Origin of the sequence: Paenibacillus oralis, assembly GCF_003863965.1 — a bacterium.
GTDB lineage: Bacteria > Bacillota > Bacilli > Paenibacillales > Paenibacillaceae > Fontibacillus > Fontibacillus oralis.
The window spans coordinates 6,750,339-6,776,292 of sequence record NZ_RRCN01000001.1 but is presented as its reverse complement, the minus strand read 5'-3'; the positions used below and the strand labels follow the sequence as shown (position 1 = coordinate 6,776,292).

Below are 25,954 nucleotides of genomic sequence, written 5' to 3'. Positions count from 1 at the left end.
CAAGGTGTTTTGCAGGATTTTTGGAGGTGTGAGAGGTGTTCAAAAACCTAAGCTACAAAACGCAGCGAAAAGTGATTATTTTTGCCTTCTCGCTGGTTCCGGTCGTGTTATTGTTCACTTTTGCCTATTTGCCGGTATTTAACATGTTCAAGTACAGTTTCACCGACTGGAACGGCTACAGCAAGCATTATGACTACGTTGGATTTGAAAACTACAAGACGATTTTTACCGATTCCAAATATTTTTCCGTGTTTAAAGTCAGCTTGTATTATTTCGGGGCCACCTTCGTCCAGATGGCGCTCGCTCTGTATTTCGCCACGATCTTAAGCTTTAAGGTCCGGTTCAAAAACTTCTTTAAAGGGGTGCTGTTTTTTCCTTATCTCTTAAACGGGGTGGCGATCGGGTTTATCTTTCTGTTCTTCTTCCGTCCCGACGGAACGCTGGACACCCTGATGCAAACGGTCGGGCTCGGCGCCTACACGCAGGGCTGGCTGAAAAACCCGAATATCATCAACATTTCGCTGGCGGGGGCATCCCTGTGGAGGTATATGGGCTTTAACTTCATTATTTTCCTCGGGGCGATTTCCTCGATCGGATCCGATATCTATGAAGCGGCCGAAATCGACGGCGCCAACCGCTGGCACCAATTCCGTCACATTATTTTGCCGAGTATTATGAAAATCCTGCAGCTCAATCTGATTTTGGCCATCAGCGGCGCGATCAGCGCGTTTGATATTCCATACATTATGACCGGCGGCTCCAACGGCAGCAACACGTTCGTCATCCAGACGGTCACCACCGCGTTTAAATATAACAAGCTGGGCCTCGCCTCCGCGATGGCGGTTGTCCTGTTGTTTATCGTCATCATCGTGACGCTGCTGCAGCGCTTGTTGATCAAGGAGGAGAAGTAAGCCATGTACAGACTGAAATATGGCGCCGCCACGTTCATTAAATACGTAAGCTTGCTGCTCGGCGCCTTCGCCGCCCTCGTTCCGATCGTCGTCGTGCTGTTTGCTTCATTTAAGACGAACAAGGAATACGGTGCTGCCAGCCCCCTGACTCCTCCGGAAAACTGGCTGAACTTCGCGAACTATTCCAAGGCGTTTATTAACGGGAAAATGCTGCTTGGATTCGGAAATACGGTCATCATCGTCGTCATTTCGGTTATCGGCGCCACGCTGATCGGCTCGATGATCGCTTATGTGCTGAACCGTTTTAATTTCCGCGGCAACAAGCTGTTGATGGGGGCATTTTTGCTGGCTACTCTGATTCCGAGCGTAACGACGCAAGTCGCGACCTTCCGGATCATCAACTTCCTGCATTTGGTGGATACCCGGTTTGCGCCGATTTTGCTGTATCTAGGCACCGACATTATCGCCGTTTACATTTTCATGCAGTTTTTGGACTCGATCTCCGAGTCGCTGGACGAATCGGCCATGCTGGACGGAGCGTCGTATTTCACGATTTACTGGAAAATCATTTTGCCCTTGCTGGCGCCGGCCATCGTCACGGTCATTATCGTCAAAGGCGTCAACATTTACAACGATTTTTACACGCCGTTCCTGTATATGCCGAGCGAGGATCTGCAGGTGATTTCAACCGCGTTGTTCAAGTTTAAAGGACCTTACGGCTCACAGTGGGAGGTCATCTGCGCGGGGATCATGATCACGATCGTGCCGATTCTGGTCGCGTTTATCACCCTGCAAAAATACATTTACAACGGCTTTGCGCAAGGCTCGGTCAAATAATTCGAACTTAAAAATATTGAATGGAAGGGGCAACCTTATGAACACAGTAAAAATCATTGGAGAGAATCTGCCGAACATCCCATGGCAAAATAAACCCGAAGGCGCGGTAGGACCGGTATGGAGACACAGCGGCAACCCCGTTGTCCCGAGAAATCCGGCCAAAGGCATCGCCCGCATTTTCAACAGTGCCGTCGCTTGGTACGAAGGCCGTTTTGTTGGTGTATTCCGCGCCGAAACGATCAACGGCCGCCCGCATCTGCATGTGGGCTGGAGCGAGGACGGCTACGACTGGAAGATCGACGAGAAGCGCATTCCTTTTGTCGATGAGACCGGCGAGCCGTTTCAGCCGAACTATGCTTATGATCCGCGGCTGGTGAAGGTGGAGAATACCTACTATATAATTTGGTGTACGGATTTTTACGGCGCATCGATCGGCGTAGCCCAAACCCAGGATTTCAAAACGTTCGTGCGTCTGGAAAATCCGTTTCTGCCGTTCAACCGTAATGGCGTGTTGTTCCCGAGAAAAATCGGCGGCAACTTTGTCATGCTGTCCCGCCCCAGCGACAGCGGCCATACGCCTTTTGGCGACGTATTCCTGAGCGAAAGTCCGGATTTCGTCTATTGGGGCAAACACCGCCATGTGTTGACCAAAGGCGGCCAAGGCTGGTGGCAATCGGTGAAAATCGGCGGCGGTCCGGCTCCGATCGAAACGTCCGAAGGCTGGCTGATGTTCTACCACGGTGTCACCGGTACGTGCAACGGTCTTGTATACAGCATGGGGGCGGTCATTCTCGACAGTGAGGAGCCGTCCCGCGTGAAATACCGCTCCAGCACTTACGTGCTGACGCCGGAAGAATGGTATGAAGAGCGCGGATTTGTGCCGAACGTCGTATTCCCTTGCGCAGCGTTGACTGATGCCGCAAGCGGCAAAATCGCGATTTATTACGGGGCCGCCGACACCTATGTGGGTTTGGCCTATACGACCGTGCAGGAGATCGTCGACTACGTGAAAACGACGCATGAAGATGTTGGCGATGACGCGGAAATCGGTAGAATGTAACTATAGGCGGGGAGATTGTTATCGTGGCCAATGATAGAATCGAAGATTTGCTGAAATACCAGGGGAGCAGCCCGAAACCAAAGGATTTTGATGACTATTGGGAACGGGCGCTGATGGAGCTGGATGCTCAGCCGTTGGATTATGAATTGGAAGCCGCCGATTTCCGGACGCCGCTGGCGGAGTGCTATCATCTTTATTTTATCGGGGTCGGCGGAGCACGGGTGCACGCCAAATACGTCAAACCGCGAGCGCTCCAGCGTAAAGGGCCGGGGCTTGCACTTTTCCACGGCTACCACACCGGGAGCGGGGACTGGTTCGACAAAGCTGCGTACGCCGCCCACGGCATCACCGTGATCGCGCTGGACTGCCGGGGGCAGGGCGGGTTGTCCGAAGACAATCTGACCGTGAAAGGGACGACGCTGAAAGGCCATATTATCCGCGGTGTCGGTGAAGAAACCCCGGATAAGCTGTACTATCGCAATGTTTTTCTCGATTTGGTTCAGACAGTCCGGATCTTGATGTCGATGGAGCAGGTCGATCCCGGCCGGATCGGCGTGCATGGGTGTTCCCAGGGCGGAGCGCTTACGGTAGCCTGCGCTGCGCTGGAGCCGCGGGTGAAGCTGGCGATCCCGGTTTACCCGTTCCTGACCGACTATAAGAAAGCCTGGGAAATGGAAGTCAATACCTCGGCCTATGAAGAACTCGCGTATTATTTCCGGTTTATGGACCCGCTGCATCGGACGCAGGAGGCCTTTTTCAACAAGCTGGGGTATATCGACATTCAAAATCTGGCCGACCGCATCCGGGCGAAGGTTATTTTCGTCACGGGTTTGGCCGATTCGATTTGTCCGCCGTACACGCAGTTTGCCGCGTATAACAAAATCGTTTCCGAGAAAGAGCTTGTCGTTTATCACGAATACGGCCATGAATATTTGCCTTATTTAAGCGACCGTGTCCTGCAGGAGATGCTGAGGTTATAGATAAACATGGAGACTGTGCGACAGTACCGATTGATGCTTGACCCCGCAACTGATATAATAAATTGATTGTACTTCAACGATCTGTGGTGGGGGTAAGGATGACTGATATTAGAGCAAGACAACAAAAAATTCGGAATTTCTGTATCATTGCACATATAGACCATGGCAAATCGACGCTGGCCGACCGGATTCTGGAGTATACCGGGGCGCTTTCCTCCCGGGAAATGCAGGAGCAGGTGCTCGACCAGATGGATCTGGAGCGGGAACGCGGGATTACGATTAAGCTGCAGGCGGTGCGGTTGGCTTACCGCGCGGACGACGGGGAGGAATATTTGCTGAACCTGATCGACACGCCGGGACACGTCGACTTCACTTACGAGGTTTCCCGCAGCTTGGCAGCCTGCGAAGGCGCTTTGCTCGTCGTGGACGCCGCCCAGGGGATCGAGGCCCAAACGCTGGCCAACGTCTACCTGGCGTTGGACAACAACCTGGAAATTTTGCCGGTTATCAACAAAATCGATTTGCCCAGTGCCGATCCTGACCGGGTGAAGCAGGAGATCGAGGACGTCATCGGGCTCGACGCCAGCGAGGCCGTGCTGGCTTCGGCCAAAGCGGGGATCGGGATCAAGGAAATCCTGGAGCAGGTCGTGCAGAAGGTGCCGGCGCCGTCGGGCGATCCGGACCGGCCGCTTAAAGCGCTCATTTTCGATTCGCATTACGATCCGTACAAAGGCGTTATCGTGTATGTGCGCGTCATCGACGGCCATATTAAAGCCGGCTCGAAAATCAAAATGATGGCGACGGACAAAACGTTCGAGGTGATCGAGGTTGGCGCGTTCAAGCCGCGGATGACGATCGTGGACGAACTGAACGTCGGCGATGTCGGCTTTATCGTGGCCGGCATCAAGACGGTCGGCGACACCCGGGTCGGGGATACGGTGACGGACGCGAAAAATCCGACCCCCGAAGCGCTGCCGGGCTACCGCAAAATCAACCCGATGGTCTTCTGCGGTCTGTATCCGATCGAAACGTCGGATTACAACGATCTGCGCGAAGCCCTGGAGAAGCTGCAGCTCAACGACGCTTCACTCAGCTTCGAGCCGGAAACGTCCAGCGCGCTCGGCTTCGGGTTCCGCTGTGGCTTCCTCGGCCTGCTGCACATGGACGTCATCCAGGAGCGGATCGAACGGGAATTCAACATTCCGCTGATCACGACCGCGCCAAGCGTTATTTACAAAGTGACGCTGACGAACGGCGAGACGATTTCGATCGACAACCCGTCCAACTATCCGGAAGTCGGTAAAATCGACCACGTGGAGGAGCCTTTCGTCAAGGCGGCGATCATCGTGCCGAACGATTATGTCGGAACGGTGATGGAGCTGTGTCAAAACAAACGCGGCGAGTTTGTAAATATGGAGTATTTGGATACGACGCGCGTAACGATTACGTACCAAATCCCGCTGTCGGAGATCGTTTACGACTTTTTCGACCAGTTGAAATCGGGCACGAAAGGATACGCTTCGTTCGATTACGAGCTGTCGGGTTATCGCCAGTCCAACCTGGTGAAGATGGACATTTTGCTCAACGGCGAGCAGGTGGACGCGTTGTCCTTCATCGTGCACCGCGACCGCGCTTATCATCGCGGCCGGATCATTTGCGAGAAGCTGCGCGAGCTGATTCCGCGCCAAATGTTCGAGGTGCCGATTCAGGCCTCGGTCGGGACGAAGATCATCGCGCGCGAGACGGTCAAGGCGATGCGCAAAAACGTCCTCGCCAAGTGTTACGGCGGCGACATTTCACGGAAGCGCAAGCTGCTGGAAAAGCAGAAGGAAGGCAAAAAGCGCATGAAGCAGGTCGGCAGCGTCGAGGTGCCGCAGGAAGCGTTTATGGCCGTGCTGAAGATCGACGACAATTAAGCGAAGAAGGGCAAGCGATAATATGCCTGTTATGCCTGGGTACCGCTGGCAAGCTAATGAGCTTGCGAGCGCCGCGGTGACAAGGCAAGTTAAAAGCGATTGAACATGGTGAAAGAGGAAAGCCGCGGGGCTTTCCTCTTTCAAATAAGAGCTGGGAGGCGGGCTTGTTAGCGGTAATTTATGTCGCTATTTTGCTAAACGGGGGTCCTTCGGTAAAATAGCGGAATTTTATGCCCTTATTTTTGCGCGCAACAAGTTTTTTGATCGAAAATAGCCGAAGTTGCCAAAAATAACGCCACATTTTTCCTCTATTGCTGATGAATCTGTAGAACCGCCGTAAATAGCGCCCTTTTTTACCGCTAGTGCCCATTGCGAGAGCGTGATGTTACCATGACGTTGTCACAGACGCTGCCACGAGCGCTGCTGCAACGCACATAGGCGGAACGATTTTCGGTTTTGAATTTTTCTACTATATAATATGAAATAATTAAAAGTTTAGGAGGCATGACCATGGACCAACAGACGAAGCGGCAGGGACCGGGAATGCCGGACCTTGAGCAGACGGCGGGCAGCGTTATGTCCAGCGGTCAGCCGGCGGCGGTAAGCGCCGCGTCTAACAATGAAAAAAAGCGGGCGCCGCAGGCCGTTTATATACACATTCCGTTTTGCACCAATAAATGCTTTTATTGCGACTTTAACTCCTACGTGCTGAAGGATCAGCCGGTGATGGACTATCTGAAGGCGCTGGACCGCGAGATGGAGCTGACCGTAAGCCAAACGCCGCCCGGCGAGATCCGGACGATTTTTGTCGGCGGCGGAACGCCGACCGTGCTGAATCCGCAGGAGATGGAGTTTTTCCTGGCTTCGGTGCGGAAGCATTTCCCGCGTTGGGCGAGCGACATCGAGTTTACGATGGAAGCCAATCCCGGAACGACCGACCGCGAAAAACTGGCCGTCATGAAGGCAGGCGGGGTCAACCGGGTAAGCTTCGGCGTCCAGGCCTTCCAGAACGAGCTGCTGAGCGGGATCGGCCGGATTCACAACACCGACGACGTGTACCGCAGCTTGGAGAACGCCCGCGCCGCCGGCCTTGACAATCTGTCGATCGACCTGATGTTCGGATTGCCGAACCAGACGGTGGAAATGCTGGACTACAGCGTTACCCGCGCGCTTGAGCTGGGGCTGCCCCATTACTCGATCTACAGCCTTAAAGTGGAAGAGAACACGCTGTTCCATACGCTGTATCAGAGAAACCAGTTGCCCCTGCCGAGCGAAGAAGACGAACTGAAAATGTATCTGCTGCTGATGGAGCGGATGGCCAAGGCGGGACGCAAACAGTACGAAATCAGTAATTTCGCCAAGCCGGGCTACGAAAGCCGCCACAACATCACTTATTGGCGCAATGAGGACTATTACGGTTTGGGCGCGGGAGCGCACGGATACGTATCAAGGCAGCGGCACGTCAACATTAAAGGCGTGAATCCTTATGTCGAGGCGGCCGGCCAAGGGCTGCCCCGGCTCGAACAGTTCGCCGTGTCCCGCGAGGAAGCGATGGAAGATTTCGTGATGGTCGGGTTGCGCATGCTGAACGGCATCCGCAAGGAGGACTTCCGCTCCCAGTTTGGCGCGGACAGCGAATTGGAAGAGATTTTTGCCGGACCGCTGCAAAAGATGCTGTCGGCCGGACTCCTGGAGCAGCACGAGGATCAAGGCGGCTATCGCCTTAGTCAACAAGGCGTATTGTTCGGCAATGAAGTGTTTGCCGAGTTTATTGGCGTATTAACGATTTAACAGCCGGATATATTCAATCATAGAACAGAGAAAACAGGCAGCTGCCCAGCTTGATTATGAAGCGAGGCGGCTGCCCTTTTTTTGGGCTCATGTATATCCTTTAGGGCCGACAAGAAATGGCTTGAAGTTTTATACCTTATCATGTATATTTATTCATATTACATGACTTGGGAGATCGAGGGGGAAAAGCTATGCAAGCCGTTGCCGTATGCAGACAGGCGAAACTTGAGGACGTCGAACCTCTATTTATAATGATTGATGAATATGCCAAAAGAGGGATTATGCTGCCGCGTTCCCGCGCAGTGCTCGAACGTCAGATCAATGATTTCGTTGTCGCGGAAGTGGATGGCCGTGTCGTTGGCTGCGGCTCGCTGTGCAAGCTCGGCGAGGAGCTTGTGGAAATCCGTTCGCTCGGCATCGCCGAAGGGTACAAAGGGCGCGGCCTCGGCTCCATGCTGGTGGAGAAGCTGGTCGAACAAGCGCGGAAGCTGGCGATCCCTAAAGTGATGGCGTTGACCTACGAGGTTTCATTTTTTGTGAAAAACGGTTTTACGGTTGTAAATAAAGAAATTTTCCCGGAAAAAGTTTGGACGGACTGCGTGAATTGCGCGAAGCAGCACTGCTGCGACGAAATAGCTGTGCTTAAGATACTGGACTGACTTGACAATCGTCAGGTCGGTTTGGTATTTTTGTATTAGCGATTAGCACTCTAAGCTAACGAGTGCTAACGAACGATAAATAGTTGGATCAGGAGGGATTGCCATGTTAACGGAACGCCAAAGAATGATATTGACTGCGATTGTGGATGACTATATTCGATCGGCGGAGCCGGTGGGATCCCGGAGTATTTCCAAACGTGGAGATGTCGGGTACAGCCCGGCGACGATCCGCAACGAGATGGCGGATTTGGAGGAGCTCGGATTTTTGGAGCAGCCGCACACGTCGGCGGGACGCATACCTTCCATTAAAGGCTACCGTTACTATGTGGATCACCTGACTCCGCTTAATTTGATTACGCCGGAAGAGCTTAAAACCCTCAAGGCGTTTTTCGCCGAGAAGCTGAATGCGGCGGAACAGGTCATTCAGCATGCCGGCACGATTCTATCCCATATGACCAATTACACTTCCATCCTGCTGGGGCCGGAAGTTTTTCATACGTCTTTGCGCCATTTCGGGTTGCTGTCGCTGAACGAGAACACGGCGGTGGCGATCCTGGTTACGAATACGGGACAAGTGGAGAACAAAACCGTGTCCATTCCGGCCGGCGTATCGGTTTCGGAGATGGAAAGAGTGGTCAATCTGCTTAACGTTAAGCTTGCGGGATTGCCGATCTACAAATTGAAGACCGCCCTTTATAACGAAATCGGCCAGGAAATGCAGCGGCATATCGAGCATTTTGAAGAGCTGATGAAGGTGCTTGATCAAGTGCTGGGCAGCGGTTCGGACGGGCAGCGCCTGTTCCTGAGCGGAGCTACCAACATGCTGACGCAGCCGGAATTCCGCGATGTGGACAAAGTGAAGAGCATCCTGGATCTGCTGGAGGAGACGCCGACGTTGACGAAAATGATGTCTTCGGCCTCCCTCGGCTCGGGCATTCAAGTGAGGATCGGCACGGAAAACGCCCATGAAGCTTTCGCCAACTGCAGCCTGATCACCGCAACGTATCAAATTGAAGGGGAAACGGTTGGGACGATCGGCATTCTTGGGCCAACCCGGATGGAATATGGTCGGGTGATTCGAATTTTGGACATTTTATCGAAGGACTTGAGCAAATTTTTGTCCCGGCTGCATTAACATGCATGAACTATGGCCCTAACTGCATGTTAAGGAGGTGAACATCTTGAAGGAATCACAGCCAATTCAAGACAACATCAATCACAGTGTAGAGGAAGAACAAGAGATGAACGATAACGTTAAAGATGAGCAAAACCTGGAAACGGAAGCAGGCAGGCAGGACGAAACGCTTCAGCAGGAACAGGTAAACGAAAACGAAGCCGCAGGTTCCGCTGCGGAAGGCGGCTCCGATATGAGCCCCGAACTGGCAAAATTGCAGGCGGAGAACGAAGAATACCAACAGCGGCTGCTTCGCACCCAAGCCGATTTTGATAATTTCCGGCGCCGGACGTTGAAGGAAAAAGAAGAGCTTGGAAAATACGCTTCCGCCAAGCTGATTACCGAACTGCTGCCCGTGATCGATAACTTCGAAAGAGCGATCAGCTCCGCGGGCGAAAGTGCGGATAACAGCTCGTATTCCAAGGGCGTGGAGATGATTTTCCGCCAGCTCGAAGGTGTGCTGAAAGCGGAAGGACTCACCGCGATGGAAGCTGAGGGCACGCCGTTTAACCCCGAATTCCATCAGGCGATCATGCAGGTGGAATCCGAGGAACACGAGGAAGGCATCGTCGTCGAGGTCGTGCAAAAGGGATATTTGTTGAAGGACAAAGTGCTGCGCCCGGCGATGGTCAAAGTCAGCGGCTGAAACACATGCTGAAAACACATAGCAAAACATGCACCTATTTAAGGAGGACATAAGCAAATGAGCAAAGTTATCGGTATTGACCTTGGAACGACCAACTCCTGCGTTGCGGTCATGGAAGGCGGCGAAGCCGTCGTCATTCCGAACCCGGAAGGCGGACGTACGACTCCTTCCGTTGTCGGTTTTAAGAAAGACGGCGAACGGATCGTCGGGGAAACGGCAAAACGCCAGGCGATTACAAACCCGGATCGCACGATCATCTCCATCAAAAGACATATGGGGACGAACCATAAGGAAGCCATCGACGGCAAAGAATTTACGCCGCAGGAGATTTCGGCGATCATTTTGCAGAAGCTGAAATCCGATGCCGAAGCTTATCTGGGCCAACCCGTAACCCAGGCGGTTATTACGGTTCCGGCTTATTTTAACGACAGCCAGCGTCAAGCGACGAAGGATGCCGGGAAAATCGCCGGCCTGGAAGTGCTGCGGATCGTCAACGAGCCGACGGCGGCGGCGCTTGCCTATGGCCTGGAGAAAGCCGAGGATCAAACGATCCTGGTTTACGACTTGGGCGGCGGTACGTTCGACGTATCGATTCTGGAGCTTGGCGATGGCTTCTTCGAAGTTAAAGCGACGAGCGGGGACAACCACCTCGGCGGCGACGACTTCGACCAAAAGGTCATCGACTATCTGGTGGAAGAGTTCAAAAAGGATCAAGGCATCGACCTGAGCAAGGACAAAGCGGCCGTTCAACGTTTGAAAGACGCCGCCGAAAAAGCGAAAAAAGAATTGTCCGGCGTGCTGACGACAACGATCTCGCTGCCGTTCATCACGGTCGTTGACGGCGTGCCGCAGCACTTGGAAGTGAACTTGACCCGCGCCAAATTCGAAGAATTGACGGCGGATCTCGTAGAGCGTACGCTTGGACCGACTCGCCGCGCGCTCAGCGATGCCGGCATGACTCCGGCCGATATCGATAAAATCGTCCTGGTCGGCGGCTCCACGCGGATTCCGGCCGTTCAGGAAGCGATCAAGAAGCTGACCGGCAAAGAGCCGCACAAGGGCGTCAACCCGGACGAAGTTGTTGCCCTGGGCGCGGCTGTGCAAGCGGGCGTGCTGACCGGCGACGTCAAGGACGTCGTATTGCTCGACGTAACTCCGCTTTCGCTTGGCATCGAAACGGCCGGCGGCGTGTTTACGAAAATGATCGAACGCAACACGACGATCCCGACGAGCAAATCGCAGGTTTTCTCCACCTACGCGGACAATCAGCCTAGCGTGGAAATCCACGTGCTGCAAGGGGAACGCGAGATGGCCGCGGGCAACAAAACGCTTGGCCGCTTCATTCTCGGCGACATTCCGCTCGCGCCTCGCGGCGTGCCGCAAATCGAAGTTACCTTCGATATCGACGCCAACGGGATTGTCAACGTATCGGCGACCGATAAAGGCACCGGCAAGAGCCAAAAAATCACGATTACATCTTCGAGCGGCTTGAACGACGAGGAAATCGATCGTATGATGAAAGACGCGGAACTTCACGCCGAAGAAGACAAAAAACGCAAAGAACTGGTCGAAGCGAAAAACAACGCCGATCAGCTCATTTACAGCGTCGACAAAACGCTGAAGGAACTGGGCGATAAAGTGGACGCCGCCGAAACGGAAAAAGCGAACGCGGCGAAGGAAGAGCTCAAGAAAGCGCTCGAAAGCGACAATCTGGAGCAAATCCAATCCGCTTCGGAAAAACTGACCGAGATCGTACAGCAGCTCTCCGTCAAGCTTTATGAACAGGCTCAGCAGGCTGCTGGCGCAGCCGGCGCCGCAGAAGGAGCCGAAGGCGCTGCGGCCGGCGGCGGAAGCCGCGACAATGTCGTGGATGCCGACTATGAAGTTGTTGACGAAGACAAGAAGTAAAGCTTAAGATATCACGGACCGGCAAAGCATTGAATACAATTGGGTGAACTGGGAAGGTCAAAGAGCGGGCGGCTTCCGCACTTTGACTTTCCTTTTGCCGGATTAAGGGAACGGTGCTGACGCGGCTGGTTCGAGAGAGTCAAGACGGGGGTGGAAGGATGGCAGAAAAACGCGATTATTATGAAGTGTTGGGCGTCGGGAAAACCGCCAGCGAAGAGGAGATCAAAAAAGCTTATCGCAAGCTGGCCCGTCAATATCACCCGGACGTGAACAAAGCGGCGGATGCGGAAGCGAAGTTTAAAGAAGTGAAGGAAGCCTATGACGTCCTCAGTGATCAGGGCAAACGCTCCCGCTACGACCAATTCGGACATGTGGATCCGAACCAGGGCATGGGCGGCGGATTTTCCGGTACGGATTTTGGCGGATTTGGCGATATTTTCGATATGTTCTTTGGCGGTGGCGGCGGCAGACGCGACCCGAACGCGCCGCAGCGGGGGAACGATTTGCAATATACGATGACGATCGAGTTCGAGGAAGCGGCCTTCGGGAAAGAAACCGATATTTCGATCCCGCGTACCGAAAACTGCGATACGTGCTCCGGCACCGGCGCAAAACCGGGAACCAAACCGACGGTTTGCTCCGTCTGCCACGGAACCGGGCAGCAGGAGGTCGTGCAGAACACGCCTTTCGGCCGCATGGTCAACCGGCGTTCCTGCTCGGCCTGCGGCGGCCGGGGGCAGATCATCAAGGAGAAATGTCCAACCTGCTCCGGCAGCGGCAAGGTCAAGAAGCAGCGTAAAATCCACGTCCGGATTCCGGCGGGGGTTGACGACGGCGCCCAACTGCGGATGACGGGCGAAGGGGAAGGCGGACTTCGCGGAGGCCCTCCCGGCGATTTGTATATCGTGATCCGCGTGAAAGCTCATGAGTACTTCGAGCGGGAAGGCGACGACGTTTATTTGGAAGTGCCGATTACGTTTGCGCAGGCCGCGCTTGGCGACGAGATCGAAATTCCGACGCTGTCGGAAAAGGTGAAGCTGAAGATTCCGGCCGGCACGCAGACTGGCACGTATTTCCGCCTGAAAGGCAAAGGGATTCCGCGACTGCGCGGCGTCGGCCAGGGCGATCAGCACGTCAAAGTGGTTTTGATGACGCCCCGAAAGCTGAGCGAAGAGCAGAAAGAATTGCTGCGCCAATTCGCTTCGCTGGAAGGCGAAGCTACGCATGAAAATGAACAAACGTTTTTTGACCGCATGAAACGGGCGTTTCGCGGCGAATAATAAGGAAAAACACGCGCGGGCGGAGGGAGTTCTGCAAGAAAGGACTCCTTTACGCCCGCGCGTTTTTGTTTGGGTCCTGCCGATTTCAGGTTCCCCCATCCGGAGTACTTAACCTCATAGCCATTTTTCCGGCCCCTCGGTAGAATAAGTTTATGGACATGCTTACCGACGGGAGGAAGCAACATGATGAGAAGAACAAAATTCCGTCTGCAAACAACCGGCACCCGGTTTATTTTGAACTTTCCGTTTGCGCCAAAGGAGGCGGCCATATGATCCGGGTCTTGATCGTGGAAGAAGATCCGATGGTGGCGAAGTTCAACCAAAGTTACCTGGAACTGGTGGAAGGTTTCCGCTGCGTGGGTACGGCGGAGTCGGCCGAAACGGCCAAACGGCTGGTGGAACGGGTCAAACCGCAGCTGATTTTGCTTGAGTTGTACATGCGCCGGCAGAACGGCTTCGCTTTGCTTAACTATATCCGCAGCCGCGCCCAAAATATCGATGTCATTATCATTTCGGCCGCCAGGGATCCGGCAAGCATTATAAAAACACGGCGGTACGGCGCAGTTGACTATCTGATCAAACCGTTTCATTTCTCGCGGTTCAAAACATCGCTGGAATTGTACCGCGATTCGTACCATGCGATGAATTCGTGTCGGGTGATGAGCCAAAACGATGTTGACCGTTTGATCTGGCGCGGCGATCGTCAGGCCGCATTCCGTCCTCTCCCCAAAGGGCTGACCTCGGGGACTCTGCAGATGGTCTGGGAGGCGATTGCCCGGCAGGACAGCTCGGGGTTCTCGACGAATGAGCTGTCCCGGGCTGTCGGAATCTCCCGCGTTTCCGTGCGCAAATACCTTGATTTTCTGGCGGGCATCGGCGCGCTCGAAACGGAGATCAATTACGGAACCGGGGGCAGGCCGCTCGATAAGTTCTGGACTGTGCCGGAAAAATCCAGCATGGTTTCCCTGTATTTTTAAAAAGACGGCGTGCTTACATTACTTACTTATCGGTTTCTGTACTTACATAAGCTGGCCGAACTCAGATTTTCCTCTTACAATTACATTTGTGAAATATTGCACAATGTTTCTTGAATGAAAGGCTTGCAACCAGAAAAGGAGAGGGAATTCGAGATGAAAAGCACAAAGACAGTTTGGGCGCCGAAAATGCTGGCCATAGTCTTGGCGGCAATGTTGATTTTGCCGGGCTGCGGCGGAAAAAGCGGAGACTCCGCGGACATTGTCGTCATCGGTGCCGGTGGAGCCGGAATGACGGCGGCCATCGAAGCGCAAAGTTTGGGGGCCAAGGTGATATTGCTGGAGAAAATGCCGATGGTCGGCGGGAATACGGTTCGCGCGGAAGGCGGCTTAAACGCGGCAGGTACCGAATACCAGAAGGCTCAAGGGATCGAAGACAGCCCGGAACTTCATTTTGAAGACACGATGAAAGGGGGCAAAAATCTCAATAATCCCGATTTGGTCAAAGTGCTGACGGAAAATGCCAAAGATTCGGTGGAATTTCTGAAAGAGAACGGTGCGGAGTTGTCGGAAGTCGGAAAGGCCGGCGGAGCCAGCGTTCCGCGCATCCATAGACCTGAAGGCGGCGAAGCGGCGGGGAACTTTATCGTTGTGGCTCTGAAAAAGAAACTGGAGGAATTGCAAATCGATGTCCGGCTGCAGCACGAAGTGACGGAAATCTTGACGGACAAGGATGGTAAGGTGAGCGGTGTCAAAGGGACGGACAAGGACGGCAAAACCTTTTCTATCGACGCCAAGGCGGTTATTTTAACCACGGGCGGCTTCGGGGCCAATTTGGACATGGTTGTTAAATACAAACCCGAACTGCAGGGATTCACGACGACCAATGCGCCGGGAGCGCAAGGCAGCGGCATCGGGCTTGCCCAGGCGCTTGGAGCGAAGCTGGTGGACATGGAACAGATTCAAATCCACCCGACAACGATTCCTGGTGAAGGCGTGCTGATCACCGAGGGGGTGCGCGGCGACGGAGCGATTTTGGTCAATCAGGAAGGGGCGAGGTTTACGAACGAATTGCTGACGCGGGACGTCGTATCCCAAAATATCTTGGCGCAAAAAGACGGTATCGCTTACTTGATTTTTAATGACGAGTTGCGTCAAAATTTGGGCGCAACCGAGACGTATTTTGAAATGGGCTTGGTTGAGGAAGGGCAAACAGTTGCGGAACTGGCGTCCAAAATCGGTGTCGATGCCGCTGCGCTGGAACAAAGCGTAAAACGATACGCCGACATGAAAAACAAAGGTGCTGACGAAGATTTCCAGCGGGACGACATGCGGCTTGACTTTACGAAAGGGAACTATTACGCCATCAAGGTGACGCCGGGAATCCACCACACGATGGGCGGCGTGGCGATCAACACCCAGACTGAGGTGCTGAACGAATCGGGTGCCGTGATTCCCAATCTGTACGCGGCAGGCGAAGTTACCGGGGGCGTTCATGGCGCCAACCGCCTCGGCGGCAACGCGCTGGCCGACATCGTAACGTTCGGGCGCATCGCCGCCCAGGAAGCCGTCAAAGCTTTGAACTAATCGCGGGCGCTGAACCTGATATCAATTAAGGAGATCAAAAGGAGATCAAATTCAATATGTCCAAAAAAGCAAAGATAGGAATTTTTACGGTTGTACTTGGCGCGTCCCTGGCCTTGGCGGGTTGTTCCGGCGCAGGCGGAAACTATGTGGACGGTACTTATGAAGGCAGCGCCCAAGGGGCAAAAAGCGAAGTGAAAGTGGCCGTTGAAATTAAGGGGAAGAAAATCGCCAACATCGAAATTGTCGAACACGGAGAAACGCAGAGCATCATCGACGCGGCGGTGGAGACGACCATTCCGGAAATCATCGAAAAGCAAACCACTGAGGGAGTCGATGTTGTCTCCGGCGCGTCCAAATCCAGCGCAGCGGTCATTGAAGCGGTAGCTGAAGCGCTCGAAGGGGCCCAAAAATAACAAAGGCGGCTTCCCAAAGAAAAGAACCTGGTTCATGATTGATGGCCAGGTTCTTTATTTTGCCGTTTAAGCAGTCTACAGGTCCTTCCGAATAATCGCGATGATTTCTTCGTGCAGTTCGAGCGTAATGTCTTCCCGAAACGTGCGCATTCCGTATTCCCGATAAACGTATTGGATGATCGATTCCATGATATTGGATTCGACCAGGTAACGGCTGCGGCCGTTAACCCACACCTCCGCGGTATAACCGGTATCCTCGTCCCAGCTTAATTCCACCTGAACGTCGGTGGGACGGACTCTTGTCCTGTCCGCGGTGTGGAGACAAATCGCGTTGATGATTTCATCCATACCGAGAACCATGATTTAGTATCTTCCTCCACGCGGGTGATCTTGACGCGGCTGGCGCTTGAAACGCCGGTACAAAGCCACGGCGGCGGCGATGATCACGTAAATGGCGAGCAGATTAACGGCAAGTCCAAGCAAGTTGCCGAAGAAGCCCATATTGCCAAACAAACCGCCGAACAATAAACCGGCCAGTCCGCCGACCATCAGGCCGCGCATAAAGCCGCCGCCGCTAAAAAAGCCTCGCCCCGTCGTGGAGCCCACCGTTCCGTTGGTCGTTTTGCTGCCGGTCGCTCCATCGGTCCGCTGGTAATCGCCGGTAGCCGGCTTGTTAGGCGACGGGTTGTAGGTTCTTGGACCGGACTTGAAGCCGCCTCGCTTGGCATCGGCCAAATCGGGGGTCGTGAAGGCGAAAAATAAAGTGAAGGCCATCGCAATCAACATCAATTTTTTCATCATCGTAAGCAAAAATACCTCCTATGCAGATAAGTATGTTCTGTTCTCTAGCAAGTAATACGAACGAGCGCCGCCGGCGTTTCAATTTTAAAATATTTTTTTGATAGCGGTATTACCTTGGGCAATCATTGCATAAAGCCATGGCCAAATTTGCATCCTACTTATCATGAACTGCAGCGGTGCAGCTTCATTTTCAAGCTGAAACGAAAGGCAGGGATTCGTATGGGCGAAAAAAATATTTTGGCGTATTTCAAAAGTCCGGAGCAGGCGGAAGGCGCAGCGCGCAAGCTGAGCGCTTTGCGGGTCGTCGACATGTCGATCGACCGCTTCAGCCGTTACCCGGGAGAGGGGTATGATCCCGGAAATTCGGTAACCGGGAGCATTTCGAGCTTGGCGGCCATCACGCAGGACGCCGCGATCACGAACCGTTCCGCGGGTATATTGGCGGCGGCGGATCCGGCTGCCAGCGGGCTCAGCCACGGCGGCCAGGGCGGGCCGACCGGGCACGATATTGTGCTGACCGCCGTGGTCGACGATTCGGTGCATCATCAGGCGCTCCGCATCGTGGAGGAAGCGGGCGGTCTGATCTAGCGATTAATCGCAAGCGTTGCAGTTCGGAATATTCGTGAAGGGAGCTGTGAAGGGATGAGTCAAAGCGAGCAGGATCGCCGGACGAAACGAACGACGGCCAAATCGCGGCTTAAGATCGGGCATAACGAGGACGTGGAATTTTCCGAAGAGCTGGCCGATCAGGAGGATTGGGAGGCGCTGGAGCGCAGTGAACGAGCCGATGCGCGCCAGCAAGGACAATACCGGCTGTAGGCTCAAACGGCTATGGAACAGGGCGGAGGAACCCGCAAAACGGTTCGCTCCGCCCTGTTTTGTCTCCATCTGTATTCTATAGTACAATAAATCTTATGCATGAGAGTCAAGGAGGAAAACTTGCGATGATTTGGAAAGAAATTACTATACATACGACGGAAGAAGCCGTGGAAATGATCTCGAATTTTCTGCATGAAGCCGGGGCCGGGGGCGTTACGATCGAGGAGCACGCCGACAACGATAAGCCGCGCGATACCTCGTTGGGCCAGTGGTTTGAAATTCCGCCCAACGACATTCCCGAGGGCGAAGCCAAAATCAGCGGTTATTTTCCGGAGGGACTGGATATCGAAGCGATCATCTCCGAGGTAAAGGAGCGGATCGAAGAGCTTAGAGGTTATGATATCGACCCGGGCCAAGCCGAAATTTCGGTCAGAGATGTGAGCGAAGATGACTGGGCCAACAACTGGAAGCAGTATTTCAAGCCGCTGAAGGTATCCGATAAATTAACGATCAAACCGACCTGGGAGGATTATGCGCCCCAGTCGCCAGAGGAAAAACTTATCGAGCTTGATCCCGGCATGGCATTTGGCACGGGAACACATCCGACGACATCCTTGTGTTTGCGCACGCTGGAGGGAGTTATCCGCGAAGGGGACGAAGTAATCGACGTCGGAACCGGTTCGGGCATTTTGGCGATCGGCGCTTGCCGTTTGGGCGCTTCCCGGGTGCTGGCGCTTGATCTTGATCCGGTGGCTGTGTCCAGCGCAAGCGAAAATACGAAGCTGAACGGGCTGGAGGACAAGATCCAGGTCGTGGAAAGCGATTTGCTGTCGGTGCTGAAAGGCGGCGGAAGCGGCAAACTGCAAGTGTCGCTGCCGGTCCGGGTCGTCGTGGCCAACATTTTGGCGGAGATCATTTTGCTGTTTATCGATGACGTGTTCCAGGCTCTGCAGCCGGGAGGATATTATATCGCTTCGGGGATCTATAAAAATAAAGAACAAGCCGTAGAGGAAGCGCTGCTTGCCGCGGGGTTTGAGATCGAGCAAACGGCCCGGGAAGAGGATTGGGTTGCTTTCGTGGCGAGAAAGAGGTAGCTTGCATGGATTTTTTAAACCAAATATTACGCGTCCCTTTGGACCAACTTCCGTTTTATTTGATCACGCTGGTGATCGCCTTTACGTTACATGAGTTTTCGCACGCTTATTTCGCCAACAAATTCGGTGATCCGACGGCCAAGCTGCTTGGCCGCGTAACGCTGAATCCGGCGGTCCATTTCGATTTTTTGGGGATCATTCTGCTGCTGATCGCCGGCTTCGGCTGGGCGAGGCCGGTTCCGGTCAACCGGGACAATTTCAGCAAGCCCCGCCTGATGGGAGTGGTCGTCTCGGCGGCCGGACCGCTCAGCAATTTGCTGCTCGGCGTACTGGGCACCTTGGTGTACGTGATGCTGGCGAAGTTTGGCGTGTTGGATTCGATTACGAACGAGCGGCTTTTTCAAGCGATTATGATTTTTTTCAATCTGTTCAGCGGCATGAACTTTTTCTTATTTTTATTCAACTTGATCCCACTGCCTCCGCTGGACGGATACCGTATCCTGGAGGATATTGTCCCGCGCCGCGTGCTCGGCAAATTGCAGCAGTTTGAGCAATGGTCCGTCCTTATCTTTTTGATCATCCTGGTTGTTCCCGGTCTGCGGGCGTATACGATCGAACCCCTGTATCAGGCGGCCTATTCAATGTACTTCCAACTCGCCCAATTTTTCATGATGTTGTTCGGGGCTTGAGGCGGGAGAAAGACTGGAACAAACATATTAAAAGTTGTATGATGTAATTTAGTGATTTTAGAGGTAGTTCAAAAAGTCAGCTTTTGATCACGAAGCAGAACTTTGGAGCATATTCGGCATCGAATCTTGAATTCAGCCGGGCCTAAGCATATGCTTCCGAAGCATGTTTCCTACGGAAACATTTCAGGTGCTCACGTACCCTTACGAGCATTTGCTTCCGAAGCCGTTTTCTCCGAAAACGTTTAGCTCCGCTCCTGACGTCCCTAGCTTCATCCGACCTAAAGCGTTTTGAAAAAACGCACATCGTAAGCATACGCTTCGGTGCTGAAAACCTGACTTTTTGAACTTGCATATTTAGGGCGAGGATGATGAGCATGCAGCGTTATTTTGTGGAGCCGCCGCAGTTCGGCGAACGGGAAGTGGCGATTGTCGGGGAGGATGCACGCCATATCGGCAAGGTGATGCGCTCCAAACCGGGTGACAAACTAATCGTTAGCGATGGAATATCCCGTGAAGTCCTCGCGGAAATAACGACAATTGAGCCGCAGCAGGTGACTGCGGCTATTATAGAGACGCTGGCCGCGTCCGGAGAGCCGTGGCTGCAAGTGACGGTGGCCCAGAGCTTGCCGAAAGGCGACAAAATGGAAACCGTAATCCAGAAGTGCACGGAGATTGGAGCTTCCGTTTTCCTTCCTTTTTTGTCCGCGCGTACCGTCGTGCAGTACGATCAGAAGAAGGAAGAGAAACGCCTCGGCCGCTGGCGGAAAATTGCCAAAGAAGCGGCTGAGCAGGCGCACCGCAGCAAAATTCCGGCGGTGGAGATGCCGGTGAAATGGGACGGGTTGTTGTCCGCTTTGTCTTCCTACGATCTGGTGTGCTTATGTTATGAACAAGAGCACGGCCAGCAGCTGCGGGACGTATTGAAGCCTTTTGCTAAGCGGCTTAATCCCGAACAGACTTACAAGATCGCCGTTGTGGTTGGACCCGAGGGCGGTTTTGCCGAAGAAGAAGTGCGGGAAGCCGAAGCCAAAGGGGCGGTTGCCGTCGGTTTGGGGCGCCGTATTTTGCGGACCGAAACGGCCGCCATGGCCGCTTTGACCTGCATCATGTATGAATCCGGAGAAATGGGGGGAATATGAACGATGCCATCTGTCGCATTTTACACCTTGGGCTGTAAAGTCAACTTTTATGATACCGAAGCCATTTGGCAGCTGTTTAAAAACGAGGGCTACGAGCAGGTCGATTTCGAACAACAGACCGCCGATGTCTATTTAATTAATACATGTACCGTGACGAATACGGGGGACAAAAAAAGCCGGCAGATCATCCGGCGCGCCGTCCGCCGCAATCCGGACGCCATCGTGGCCGTGACGGGCTGTTACGCGCAAACGTCCCCGGCGGAAATTTTGGATATCCCTGGCGTCGATCTGGTCATCGGCACGCAGGACCGGGACAAAATTATCCCTTACGTGAAGCAAATCCAGGAGCAGCGCAAGCCGATCAACGCCGTCCGCAACATTATGAAAACCCGCGAATTCGAAGAGCTGGACGTTCCGAATTTTGCCGACCATACCCGCGCTTTCTTGAAAATTCAAGAAGGCTGCAACAATTTCTGCACTTTCTGCATTATCCCTTGGTCGCGTGGTCTGTCGCGCAGCCGTGATCCGCAAAGCGTGGTTCAACAGGCGCGCCAACTGGTCGCTGCGGGCTACAAGGAAATCGTGTTGACCGGTATCCATACCGGCGGGTATGGCGACGATCTCGAAAACTACCGCCTGTCGGATTTGCTGTGGGATTTGGATAAAGTGGAAGGCCTCGGCCGGATCCGCATCAGCTCGATCGAAGCGAGCCAAATCGACGAGCGTATGCTGGAAGTGTTGAAGGGTTCTTCCAAAATGTGCCGGCACTTCCATATTCCCCTGCAGGCCGGCAGCAACGAAGTGCTTAAACGTATGAGAAGAAAGTATACAATCGAGGAATACGAGCATAAAATCAGAATGATCCGTGAATTTATGCCGGAGGTTGCTATTACGACGGACGTCATCGTTGGCTTCCCCGGTGAAACCGATGAGCTGTTCCGCGAAGGTTTTGAAGCGATCAAGCGGATCGGCTTTTCGGAAATCCATGTGTTCCCGTATTCCAAACGGACCGGGACGCCGGCCGCGCGGATGGAGGACCAGGTGGATGAAGAGGTCAAACATGCCCGCGTGCATGAACTGATCGACTTGTCGGAACAGATGCAGCTGGCCTATGCCGAGAAATTCGTCGGCCAGGTGCTTGAGGTCATTCCGGAAAAAGACGAGAAAGGAACGTCCGGAGACGGTTTCGCGACCGGCTTCAGCGACAACTATTTGCAGATTCGTTTCCCGGGCACCCCGGACTTGACCGGCAAAATGTGCCGCGTCAAACTCACCAAGGCCGACATCAATACAAACGAAGGCCAGTTGGTGCGCGTCCTGGACGAATCCGCGCAAGCCTTGGCTTAAATAGGTTTTTGCCCACCAGGGCGTTAAGCAAGGATTTCAACCCTCCAGGGTTGAAATCCTTGTTGTCGCATTAGGGCAAAAGCAAGGTAGCGAGCAATGGTTTTCAAAGGTAACCCGGGAGCGCAAAAAGCATAAGACGCGCCCCGAAGGGGGGGGAAAGCGTTCCAAGCACAAAGTAGAGCGAATCCCGCAGGGAGAGCGGCTAAGGAGCGCCAGAGTTCCTCTCACGTTATTTGCGGTTTCAGCAGGTAACCCAGGAGAGCAAAAAGTAAGACGTACCCCGAAGGGGAGAAAAGCGTTCAAAGCACGAAGTCAAGGCGCATTCCCGAAGGGAACAGCCGAGCAGGAGCGCCTCAGTCCCTCCTACGTTAGTCCAGTTTGCGGGTATCCAAAGGGCAGCAGGCCCTTGGGGCCCTCCCTTACGGTAAGGGAGGGTTTGGGAGGGTTGAGGCCCCATAAGAAGGAGGTACAGCCAGAATGGCATTCAAAGAAATCTCTGCAGGAGGGGTTGTCTATCGCAAGGATGGCGGCCGGATGCAAATTCAGTTGATTACCGATCGGTACGGCAAAATATCGTTTGCCAAAGGAAAAAGAGAGCCTGGCGAGACCGTCGAGCAGACGGCGCTTCGTGAAATTTTGGAGGAGACGGGCATCGTTGGCCGGATTATAAAGCTGATTGATATCATTGCTTATACCTATATGCATCCCAAGTATGGGAGTGTGGATAAGGAAGTCCACTATTACCTGGTGGAATGCGAAGGCGGCAAGCTTCGCCCGCAGCTGGAGGAAATCCGCAGCGTTGCCTGGTACGATCCGCAGGAAGCGTGGAAGCTTCAGCAGAAATCGGGATACGATAATAACGATTTTATTTTGGAAAAAGCGCTTAGAATGCTTGGTTTACAGCCTTAACTTCAAGCCAAAGAAACCCGGCACCGGCGCCGCCCCTTGTTTTAAATCGGCTTTGCGGGCGGCAGAGCCTGCGCGGCGTCCGAACCGGAATGATCCAGCCGGGACCAAACGGGCAAATAGCAAAACGGGAGCGCAAGCAAGGAGCTGACCACGTTAAAAATCGTTTGCGTATGCGCGATTTGCCCGGAAAGATCCGAGGACAGCCAGTTTACGGCAGCTTCAAGCCACGGTGTCAGCGGAAGAAACAGCGCAGCGCCCAGCACATTGAGTATAACATGCGACCAGGCGACGAATTGCCCGGGACGCGTTCCCCCGATGGCGGCGATCAGCGCGGTCACGCAGGTCCCGACATTGGAGCCGATGACCATGGCGATCCCGAGCTCAACCGGAAGGGCGCCGCTTCCGACCAGCCCCATCGTCATGGCGACGACCGCCGCGCTGCTGTGAATGATCGCCGTCAGCACCGCTCCGGCGACAGCTCCCCACAGAAGGCTGCCGGTGGCATGCTCGAGCAGCCAGTCGATGGCGCCGCGCGCTTCCAGCGCCGGACCGATCGACTGCATCATGCGGATCGCGATCATCACCAGGCTGAACCCGGCCGCAGCCAAGGCGCTAAACTGCAAGGGAAGAAGCAAAGGAAACTTCCGTTTTACATAGGCGGGCAGCATTTCATCCCCGAGGACGGCTCCGGCCCACAGCAGCAAAGAAACGATCAGCATCGGCACGCCAAGCTTGGCGATATTTAAAGCGATCAGCTCCGTGGTGATGCAGGTCCCGATATTACCGCCTAGGATAACGCCGAGCGTCCGGGCATAAGAGAGCAGGCCGGCGTTCACGAGACCGATCGTCATGACGGTAATCGCCGTACTGCTCTGCAAAATGGCGGTGATAAACGTGCTGGACAGCATTCCCGTCCAGGGCGTACGCGTCGTCGTATGCAGAAACCGCATCAGCTTCGGGCCGGCCCAGGCGTGCAGGGCCGCCTCCATGATTTTCATGCCGAACAAGAATAGGGCCAGTCCAAACGTGACCGGAAAAATAATCTCTTGAAACATGCTGCCAAGGCCCCCTTTTTTGAACAACCTTTTTAAGTGTACAAGTTACATATATGATGGCGGGACAACTTCCATGCTTGATGCATTGACGGGGTATGTCGTATACACCTCAGGACGAGGATGAAACAATACAATCTTATTTAGGAGTGAAATAAACAAGTGACCAAAGTCATTTTAGAGCGAAGCCGCAAAAAGCGGCTGGAAAAAGGGCATCCGTGGATTTACCGCAATGAAATTGCATCCGTAGAGGGCGATCCGGCCCCGGGAAGCCTGGTGGACATCGTCGACCACCGGCACAGATATTTGGCGACAGGGTATTACAACCCGGCTTCGCAAATTACGGTCCGGGCGGTTTCGTATCAGCCGCTGGCCGAAATGGACAAGGACTTCTTCGTCAAACGGATTACGGACTGCCTGCGGCACCGCGAGCGGTTCGTGAACGAAGAATCGTACCGGCTTGTCTACGGCGAAGCCGATTTTTTGCCGGGCCTGATCGTGGACAAGTTCGGCGATATCCTTGTCGTTCAACTGCTGACCTTGGGGATGGACCGCTGCCGGGAAAATATCGTAGCGGCGCTGGCGGAAGTGCTCCGGCCGGCCGGCATATATGAGCGGAGCGACGTATCCGTACGCGAGATGGAGGGCCTCATGCAGGTAAAGGGGCCGGTTTACGGCAATCCGCCGCGCCATGTGATCGTAACGGAAAACGGGCTCAAGATCGAGGTTGATATCGAGCAAGGGCAAAAGACGGGGTATTTTTTCGATCAGCGCGAAAACCGGGCCTCGATCAAGCCTTTGATGACAGGCTGGGGCGGACGCAGCGGGATTGCGCTGCAGGAGCTCCCGGCGGAGGATGGCGGCGTCCGGCTTGCTCCCGTGAACCGCAACGGCAAAGAGGTGACCTTTCCATATTGGGATGGAGCCACGGTGCTGGAATGCTTTTCGCATACGGGCAGCTTCACGCTGCATGCCTGCAAATACGGCGCCAAAAAAGTGACCTGCCTCGATATTTCCGAGCACGCGATCGCAAGCGCGAAGCGGAACGTGGAGCTCAACGGATTTGCAGACCGCGTGGAATTTGTCGTCGCCGACGCGTTTGACTATCTCCGCGGCCAAGTAAAGGGAGTGGAAGAACGCGCCCGCAGGGCTGCGCCGGACGGTAAGGTGGATACATCCCTGCCGCTTCCTGCCGGAGGCGGACGGACCTGGGATGTGGTCATTCTCGATCCGCCGGCGTTCGCCAAAACAAAAAGCGCGGTCAAAGGCGCATGCCGCGGTTACAAGGACATCAATCTGCACGGGATGAAGCTGGTTAACGAAGGCGGATATTTGGTGACCGCCAGCTGCTCCTACCATATGCGCCCCGACCTGTTCCTGGAGACGATTCTGGAAGCGGCGGAGGATGCGGGCAAAGTGCTGCGGCTGGTCGAATGGCGGGCGGCGGGAAAAGACCATCCGCAAATCCTCGGCGTGGATGAGGGGCACTATCTGAAATTTGCGATCTTTGAGGTGCGCAGCAAAACGTTTTGATTCGGCATCGTAAAACCGGAAATTCACACGCCATTTCTCCAAACTTGGGGGAATGGCGTTTTTTTAAAATATTATAGAATTTATAAAATTTCGGGTCTGGTAGAGAGCGATGCGCAGGTGGAGAGGGGAGGAGAAGAGGAATCTGGGGGCTAAGGGACACCAGAGCCGTTATTTGAGGAAAAACGGAGGCTTGCAAAATGTAACGGACACAGATGATCTTATTTACCTCAAATCGGCCTGGATGAACGGGTTTAGAGCGAAATAGGGGCGTGTAGGTCCGTTAGGCTGGGAAATACCCGGGAAATGGGCGGATAAGGTCACTGGTGTCCCTTAAAGCAGCATCCGAGGTTTAGAAAAAGCCGAAGTCCTCGGTGCTTTCTTATGAATAAAGGGTTTCGGAGTAGAACCGAAGAGGGAATAGGTATGAATCAAGCA

The 25,954-nt window shown here is 54.0% G+C and carries 25 protein-coding genes; 22 read left to right on the top strand and 3 right to left on the bottom strand.

Annotation, left to right across the window (positions count from 1 at the left end; genetic code table 11):
• The first annotated feature begins 35 nt into the window (after positions 1-35).
• From EHV15_RS30285 to EHV15_RS30220, 14 genes are all read left to right on the top strand, one after another.
• Positions 36-911, top strand: a complete 876-nt coding sequence (locus EHV15_RS30285; protein WP_128634532.1) for a carbohydrate ABC transporter permease — start codon at positions 36-38, stop codon at positions 909-911.
• Between the two features lie 3 nt (positions 912-914).
• Complete coding sequence (locus EHV15_RS30280) at positions 915-1,748, top strand: carbohydrate ABC transporter permease (RefSeq protein WP_128634531.1); 834 nt, start codon at positions 915-917, stop codon at positions 1,746-1,748.
• A 37-nt stretch (positions 1,749-1,785) separates the two neighbouring features.
• Positions 1,786-2,808: a glycoside hydrolase family 130 protein gene (locus tag EHV15_RS30275; protein ID WP_128634530.1), complete on the top strand. Its 1,023-nt coding sequence runs from the start codon at positions 1,786-1,788 to the stop codon at positions 2,806-2,808.
• A 23-nt stretch (positions 2,809-2,831) separates the two neighbouring features.
• Positions 2,832-3,788, top strand: coding sequence for an alpha/beta fold hydrolase (locus EHV15_RS30270; RefSeq protein WP_178075991.1), 957 nt, complete (start codon positions 2,832-2,834; stop codon positions 3,786-3,788).
• Positions 3,789-3,886: 98 nt separating this feature from the next.
• A complete protein-coding gene (gene lepA / locus EHV15_RS30265) occupies positions 3,887-5,704 on the top strand; it encodes a translation elongation factor 4 (RefSeq protein ID WP_128634528.1) in 1,818 nt (605 codons plus the stop codon).
• A gap of 576 nt (positions 5,705-6,280) precedes the next feature.
• Positions 6,281-7,495, top strand: coding sequence for a radical SAM family heme chaperone HemW (gene hemW, locus EHV15_RS30260; protein ID WP_128635615.1), 1,215 nt, complete (start codon positions 6,281-6,283; stop codon positions 7,493-7,495).
• A 191-nt stretch (positions 7,496-7,686) separates the two neighbouring features.
• The gene (locus EHV15_RS30255) at positions 7,687-8,154 is read left to right on the top strand and encodes an N-acetyltransferase (protein WP_128634527.1); all 468 of its coding nucleotides are present in this window, start codon (positions 7,687-7,689) and stop codon (positions 8,152-8,154) included.
• 103 nt (positions 8,155-8,257) lie between these two features.
• Entirely contained in the window at positions 8,258-9,289 is a 1,032-nt protein-coding gene (gene hrcA, locus EHV15_RS30250) for a heat-inducible transcriptional repressor HrcA (protein ID WP_128634526.1), read from the top strand.
• A gap of 106 nt (positions 9,290-9,395) precedes the next feature.
• The gene (grpE, locus tag EHV15_RS30245; protein WP_128635614.1) at positions 9,396-9,974 is read left to right on the top strand and encodes a nucleotide exchange factor GrpE; all 579 of its coding nucleotides are present in this window, start codon (positions 9,396-9,398) and stop codon (positions 9,972-9,974) included.
• Positions 9,975-10,031: 57 nt separating this feature from the next.
• Positions 10,032-11,882: a molecular chaperone DnaK gene (gene dnaK / locus EHV15_RS30240; RefSeq protein ID WP_128634525.1), complete on the top strand. Its 1,851-nt coding sequence runs from the start codon at positions 10,032-10,034 to the stop codon at positions 11,880-11,882.
• A gap of 158 nt (positions 11,883-12,040) precedes the next feature.
• Complete coding sequence (dnaJ, locus tag EHV15_RS30235) at positions 12,041-13,162, top strand: molecular chaperone DnaJ (RefSeq protein ID WP_128634524.1); 1,122 nt, start codon at positions 12,041-12,043, stop codon at positions 13,160-13,162.
• Positions 13,163-13,431: 269 nt separating this feature from the next.
• Positions 13,432-14,139: a response regulator gene (locus EHV15_RS30230; RefSeq protein ID WP_128634523.1), complete on the top strand. Its 708-nt coding sequence runs from the start codon at positions 13,432-13,434 to the stop codon at positions 14,137-14,139.
• Between the two features lie 153 nt (positions 14,140-14,292).
• Positions 14,293-15,723 (top strand): flavocytochrome c, encoded by a 1,431-nt coding sequence (locus EHV15_RS30225; protein WP_128634522.1) that lies wholly within the window; start codon positions 14,293-14,295, stop codon positions 15,721-15,723.
• A 56-nt stretch (positions 15,724-15,779) separates the two neighbouring features.
• Complete coding sequence (locus EHV15_RS30220) at positions 15,780-16,136, top strand: FMN-binding protein (RefSeq protein ID WP_128634521.1); 357 nt, start codon at positions 15,780-15,782, stop codon at positions 16,134-16,136.
• A gap of 75 nt (positions 16,137-16,211) precedes the next feature.
• On the opposite strand, the gene EHV15_RS30215 is transcribed toward EHV15_RS30220, so the two are convergent.
• Both EHV15_RS30215 and EHV15_RS30210 read right to left on the bottom strand, forming a co-directional pair.
• Positions 16,212-16,496: a DUF2653 family protein gene (locus EHV15_RS30215; protein ID WP_128634520.1), complete on the bottom strand. Its 285-nt coding sequence runs from the start codon at positions 16,494-16,496 to the stop codon at positions 16,212-16,214.
• Positions 16,497-16,499: 3 nt separating this feature from the next.
• Positions 16,500-16,937 carry a hypothetical protein gene (locus tag EHV15_RS30210; RefSeq protein ID WP_128634519.1) on the bottom strand — a complete coding sequence of 146 codons (438 nt, stop codon included), beginning with the start codon at positions 16,935-16,937 and terminating at the stop codon, positions 16,500-16,502.
• 219 nt (positions 16,938-17,156) lie between these two features.
• Between EHV15_RS30210 and EHV15_RS30205 the strand changes: the two genes are divergently transcribed.
• The 7 genes from EHV15_RS30205 (at position 17,157) to EHV15_RS30175 (ending at position 22,934) form a co-directional block, all read left to right on the top strand.
• Positions 17,157-17,525, top strand: a complete 369-nt coding sequence (locus EHV15_RS30205) for a hypothetical protein (RefSeq protein WP_128634518.1) — start codon at positions 17,157-17,159, stop codon at positions 17,523-17,525.
• A gap of 54 nt (positions 17,526-17,579) precedes the next feature.
• On the top strand, positions 17,580-17,756 hold the full coding sequence (locus EHV15_RS30200; RefSeq protein ID WP_128634517.1) for a YfhD family protein: 177 nt from the start codon (positions 17,580-17,582) through the stop codon (positions 17,754-17,756).
• Positions 17,757-17,881: 125 nt separating this feature from the next.
• Entirely contained in the window at positions 17,882-18,850 is a 969-nt protein-coding gene (prmA, locus tag EHV15_RS30195; protein WP_128634516.1) for a 50S ribosomal protein L11 methyltransferase, read from the top strand.
• 5 nt (positions 18,851-18,855) lie between these two features.
• A complete protein-coding gene (locus tag EHV15_RS30190) occupies positions 18,856-19,539 on the top strand; it encodes a site-2 protease family protein (protein WP_128634515.1) in 684 nt (227 codons plus the stop codon).
• A 374-nt stretch (positions 19,540-19,913) separates the two neighbouring features.
• Positions 19,914-20,678, top strand: a complete 765-nt coding sequence (locus EHV15_RS30185) for a 16S rRNA (uracil(1498)-N(3))-methyltransferase (RefSeq protein WP_128634514.1) — start codon at positions 19,914-19,916, stop codon at positions 20,676-20,678.
• Positions 20,679-20,681: 3 nt separating this feature from the next.
• Positions 20,682-22,025, top strand: a complete 1,344-nt coding sequence (mtaB, locus tag EHV15_RS30180) for a tRNA (N(6)-L-threonylcarbamoyladenosine(37)-C(2))-methylthiotransferase MtaB (RefSeq protein ID WP_128634513.1) — start codon at positions 20,682-20,684, stop codon at positions 22,023-22,025.
• A 477-nt stretch (positions 22,026-22,502) separates the two neighbouring features.
• Positions 22,503-22,934: an NUDIX hydrolase gene (locus EHV15_RS30175; protein ID WP_128634512.1), complete on the top strand. Its 432-nt coding sequence runs from the start codon at positions 22,503-22,505 to the stop codon at positions 22,932-22,934.
• A 41-nt stretch (positions 22,935-22,975) separates the two neighbouring features.
• Here the strand turns inward: EHV15_RS30175 and EHV15_RS30170 are convergent, their stop codons facing one another.
• Positions 22,976-23,989, bottom strand: coding sequence for a Na/Pi cotransporter family protein (locus EHV15_RS30170; RefSeq protein WP_128634511.1), 1,014 nt, complete (start codon positions 23,987-23,989; stop codon positions 22,976-22,978).
• A 159-nt stretch (positions 23,990-24,148) separates the two neighbouring features.
• Between EHV15_RS30170 and EHV15_RS30165 the strand changes: the two genes are divergently transcribed.
• Positions 24,149-25,519 carry a class I SAM-dependent rRNA methyltransferase gene (locus tag EHV15_RS30165; protein WP_128634510.1) on the top strand — a complete coding sequence of 457 codons (1,371 nt, stop codon included), beginning with the start codon at positions 24,149-24,151 and terminating at the stop codon, positions 25,517-25,519.
• The last annotated feature ends 435 nt before the right edge of the window (positions 25,520-25,954 follow it).

Excerpts from the sequence above, each read along its gene's own strand:
- EHV15_RS30205 (WP_128634518.1), top strand. The coding sequence starts at position 17,157 with ATGGGCGAAAAAAATATTTTGGCGTATTTCAAAAGTCCGGAGCAGGCG.
- hrcA (WP_128634526.1), top strand. The coding sequence starts at position 8,258 with ATGTTAACGGAACGCCAAAGAATGATATTGACTGCGATTGTGGATGAC.
- hemW (WP_128635615.1), top strand. The coding sequence starts at position 6,281 with ATGTCCAGCGGTCAGCCGGCGGCGGTAAGCGCCGCGTCTAACAATGAA.
- EHV15_RS30215 (WP_128634520.1), bottom strand. The coding sequence starts at position 16,496 with ATGGTTCTCGGTATGGATGAAATCATCAACGCGATTTGTCTCCACACC.
- EHV15_RS30175 (WP_128634512.1), top strand. The coding sequence starts at position 22,503 with ATGGCATTCAAAGAAATCTCTGCAGGAGGGGTTGTCTATCGCAAGGAT.
- lepA (WP_128634528.1), top strand. The coding sequence starts at position 3,887 with ATGACTGATATTAGAGCAAGACAACAAAAAATTCGGAATTTCTGTATC.
- prmA (WP_128634516.1), top strand. The coding sequence starts at position 17,882 with ATGATTTGGAAAGAAATTACTATACATACGACGGAAGAAGCCGTGGAA.
- grpE (WP_128635614.1), top strand. The coding sequence starts at position 9,396 with ATGAACGATAACGTTAAAGATGAGCAAAACCTGGAAACGGAAGCAGGC.
- dnaJ (WP_128634524.1), top strand. The coding sequence starts at position 12,041 with ATGGCAGAAAAACGCGATTATTATGAAGTGTTGGGCGTCGGGAAAACC.
- EHV15_RS30200 (WP_128634517.1), top strand. The coding sequence starts at position 17,580 with ATGAGTCAAAGCGAGCAGGATCGCCGGACGAAACGAACGACGGCCAAA.
- EHV15_RS30185 (WP_128634514.1), top strand. The coding sequence starts at position 19,914 with ATGCAGCGTTATTTTGTGGAGCCGCCGCAGTTCGGCGAACGGGAAGTG.
- EHV15_RS30225 (WP_128634522.1), top strand. The coding sequence starts at position 14,293 with ATGAAAAGCACAAAGACAGTTTGGGCGCCGAAAATGCTGGCCATAGTC.
- EHV15_RS30210 (WP_128634519.1), bottom strand. The coding sequence starts at position 16,937 with ATGATGAAAAAATTGATGTTGATTGCGATGGCCTTCACTTTATTTTTC.
- EHV15_RS30280 (WP_128634531.1), top strand. The coding sequence starts at position 915 with ATGTACAGACTGAAATATGGCGCCGCCACGTTCATTAAATACGTAAGC.
- EHV15_RS30255 (WP_128634527.1), top strand. The coding sequence starts at position 7,687 with ATGCAAGCCGTTGCCGTATGCAGACAGGCGAAACTTGAGGACGTCGAA.
- mtaB (WP_128634513.1), top strand. The coding sequence starts at position 20,682 with ATGCCATCTGTCGCATTTTACACCTTGGGCTGTAAAGTCAACTTTTAT.
- EHV15_RS30230 (WP_128634523.1), top strand. The coding sequence starts at position 13,432 with ATGATCCGGGTCTTGATCGTGGAAGAAGATCCGATGGTGGCGAAGTTC.
- EHV15_RS30170 (WP_128634511.1), bottom strand. The coding sequence starts at position 23,989 with ATGTTTCAAGAGATTATTTTTCCGGTCACGTTTGGACTGGCCCTATTC.
- EHV15_RS30220 (WP_128634521.1), top strand. The coding sequence starts at position 15,780 with ATGTCCAAAAAAGCAAAGATAGGAATTTTTACGGTTGTACTTGGCGCG.
- dnaK (WP_128634525.1), top strand. The coding sequence starts at position 10,032 with ATGAGCAAAGTTATCGGTATTGACCTTGGAACGACCAACTCCTGCGTT.
- EHV15_RS30190 (WP_128634515.1), top strand. The coding sequence starts at position 18,856 with ATGGATTTTTTAAACCAAATATTACGCGTCCCTTTGGACCAACTTCCG.
- EHV15_RS30275 (WP_128634530.1), top strand. The coding sequence starts at position 1,786 with ATGAACACAGTAAAAATCATTGGAGAGAATCTGCCGAACATCCCATGG.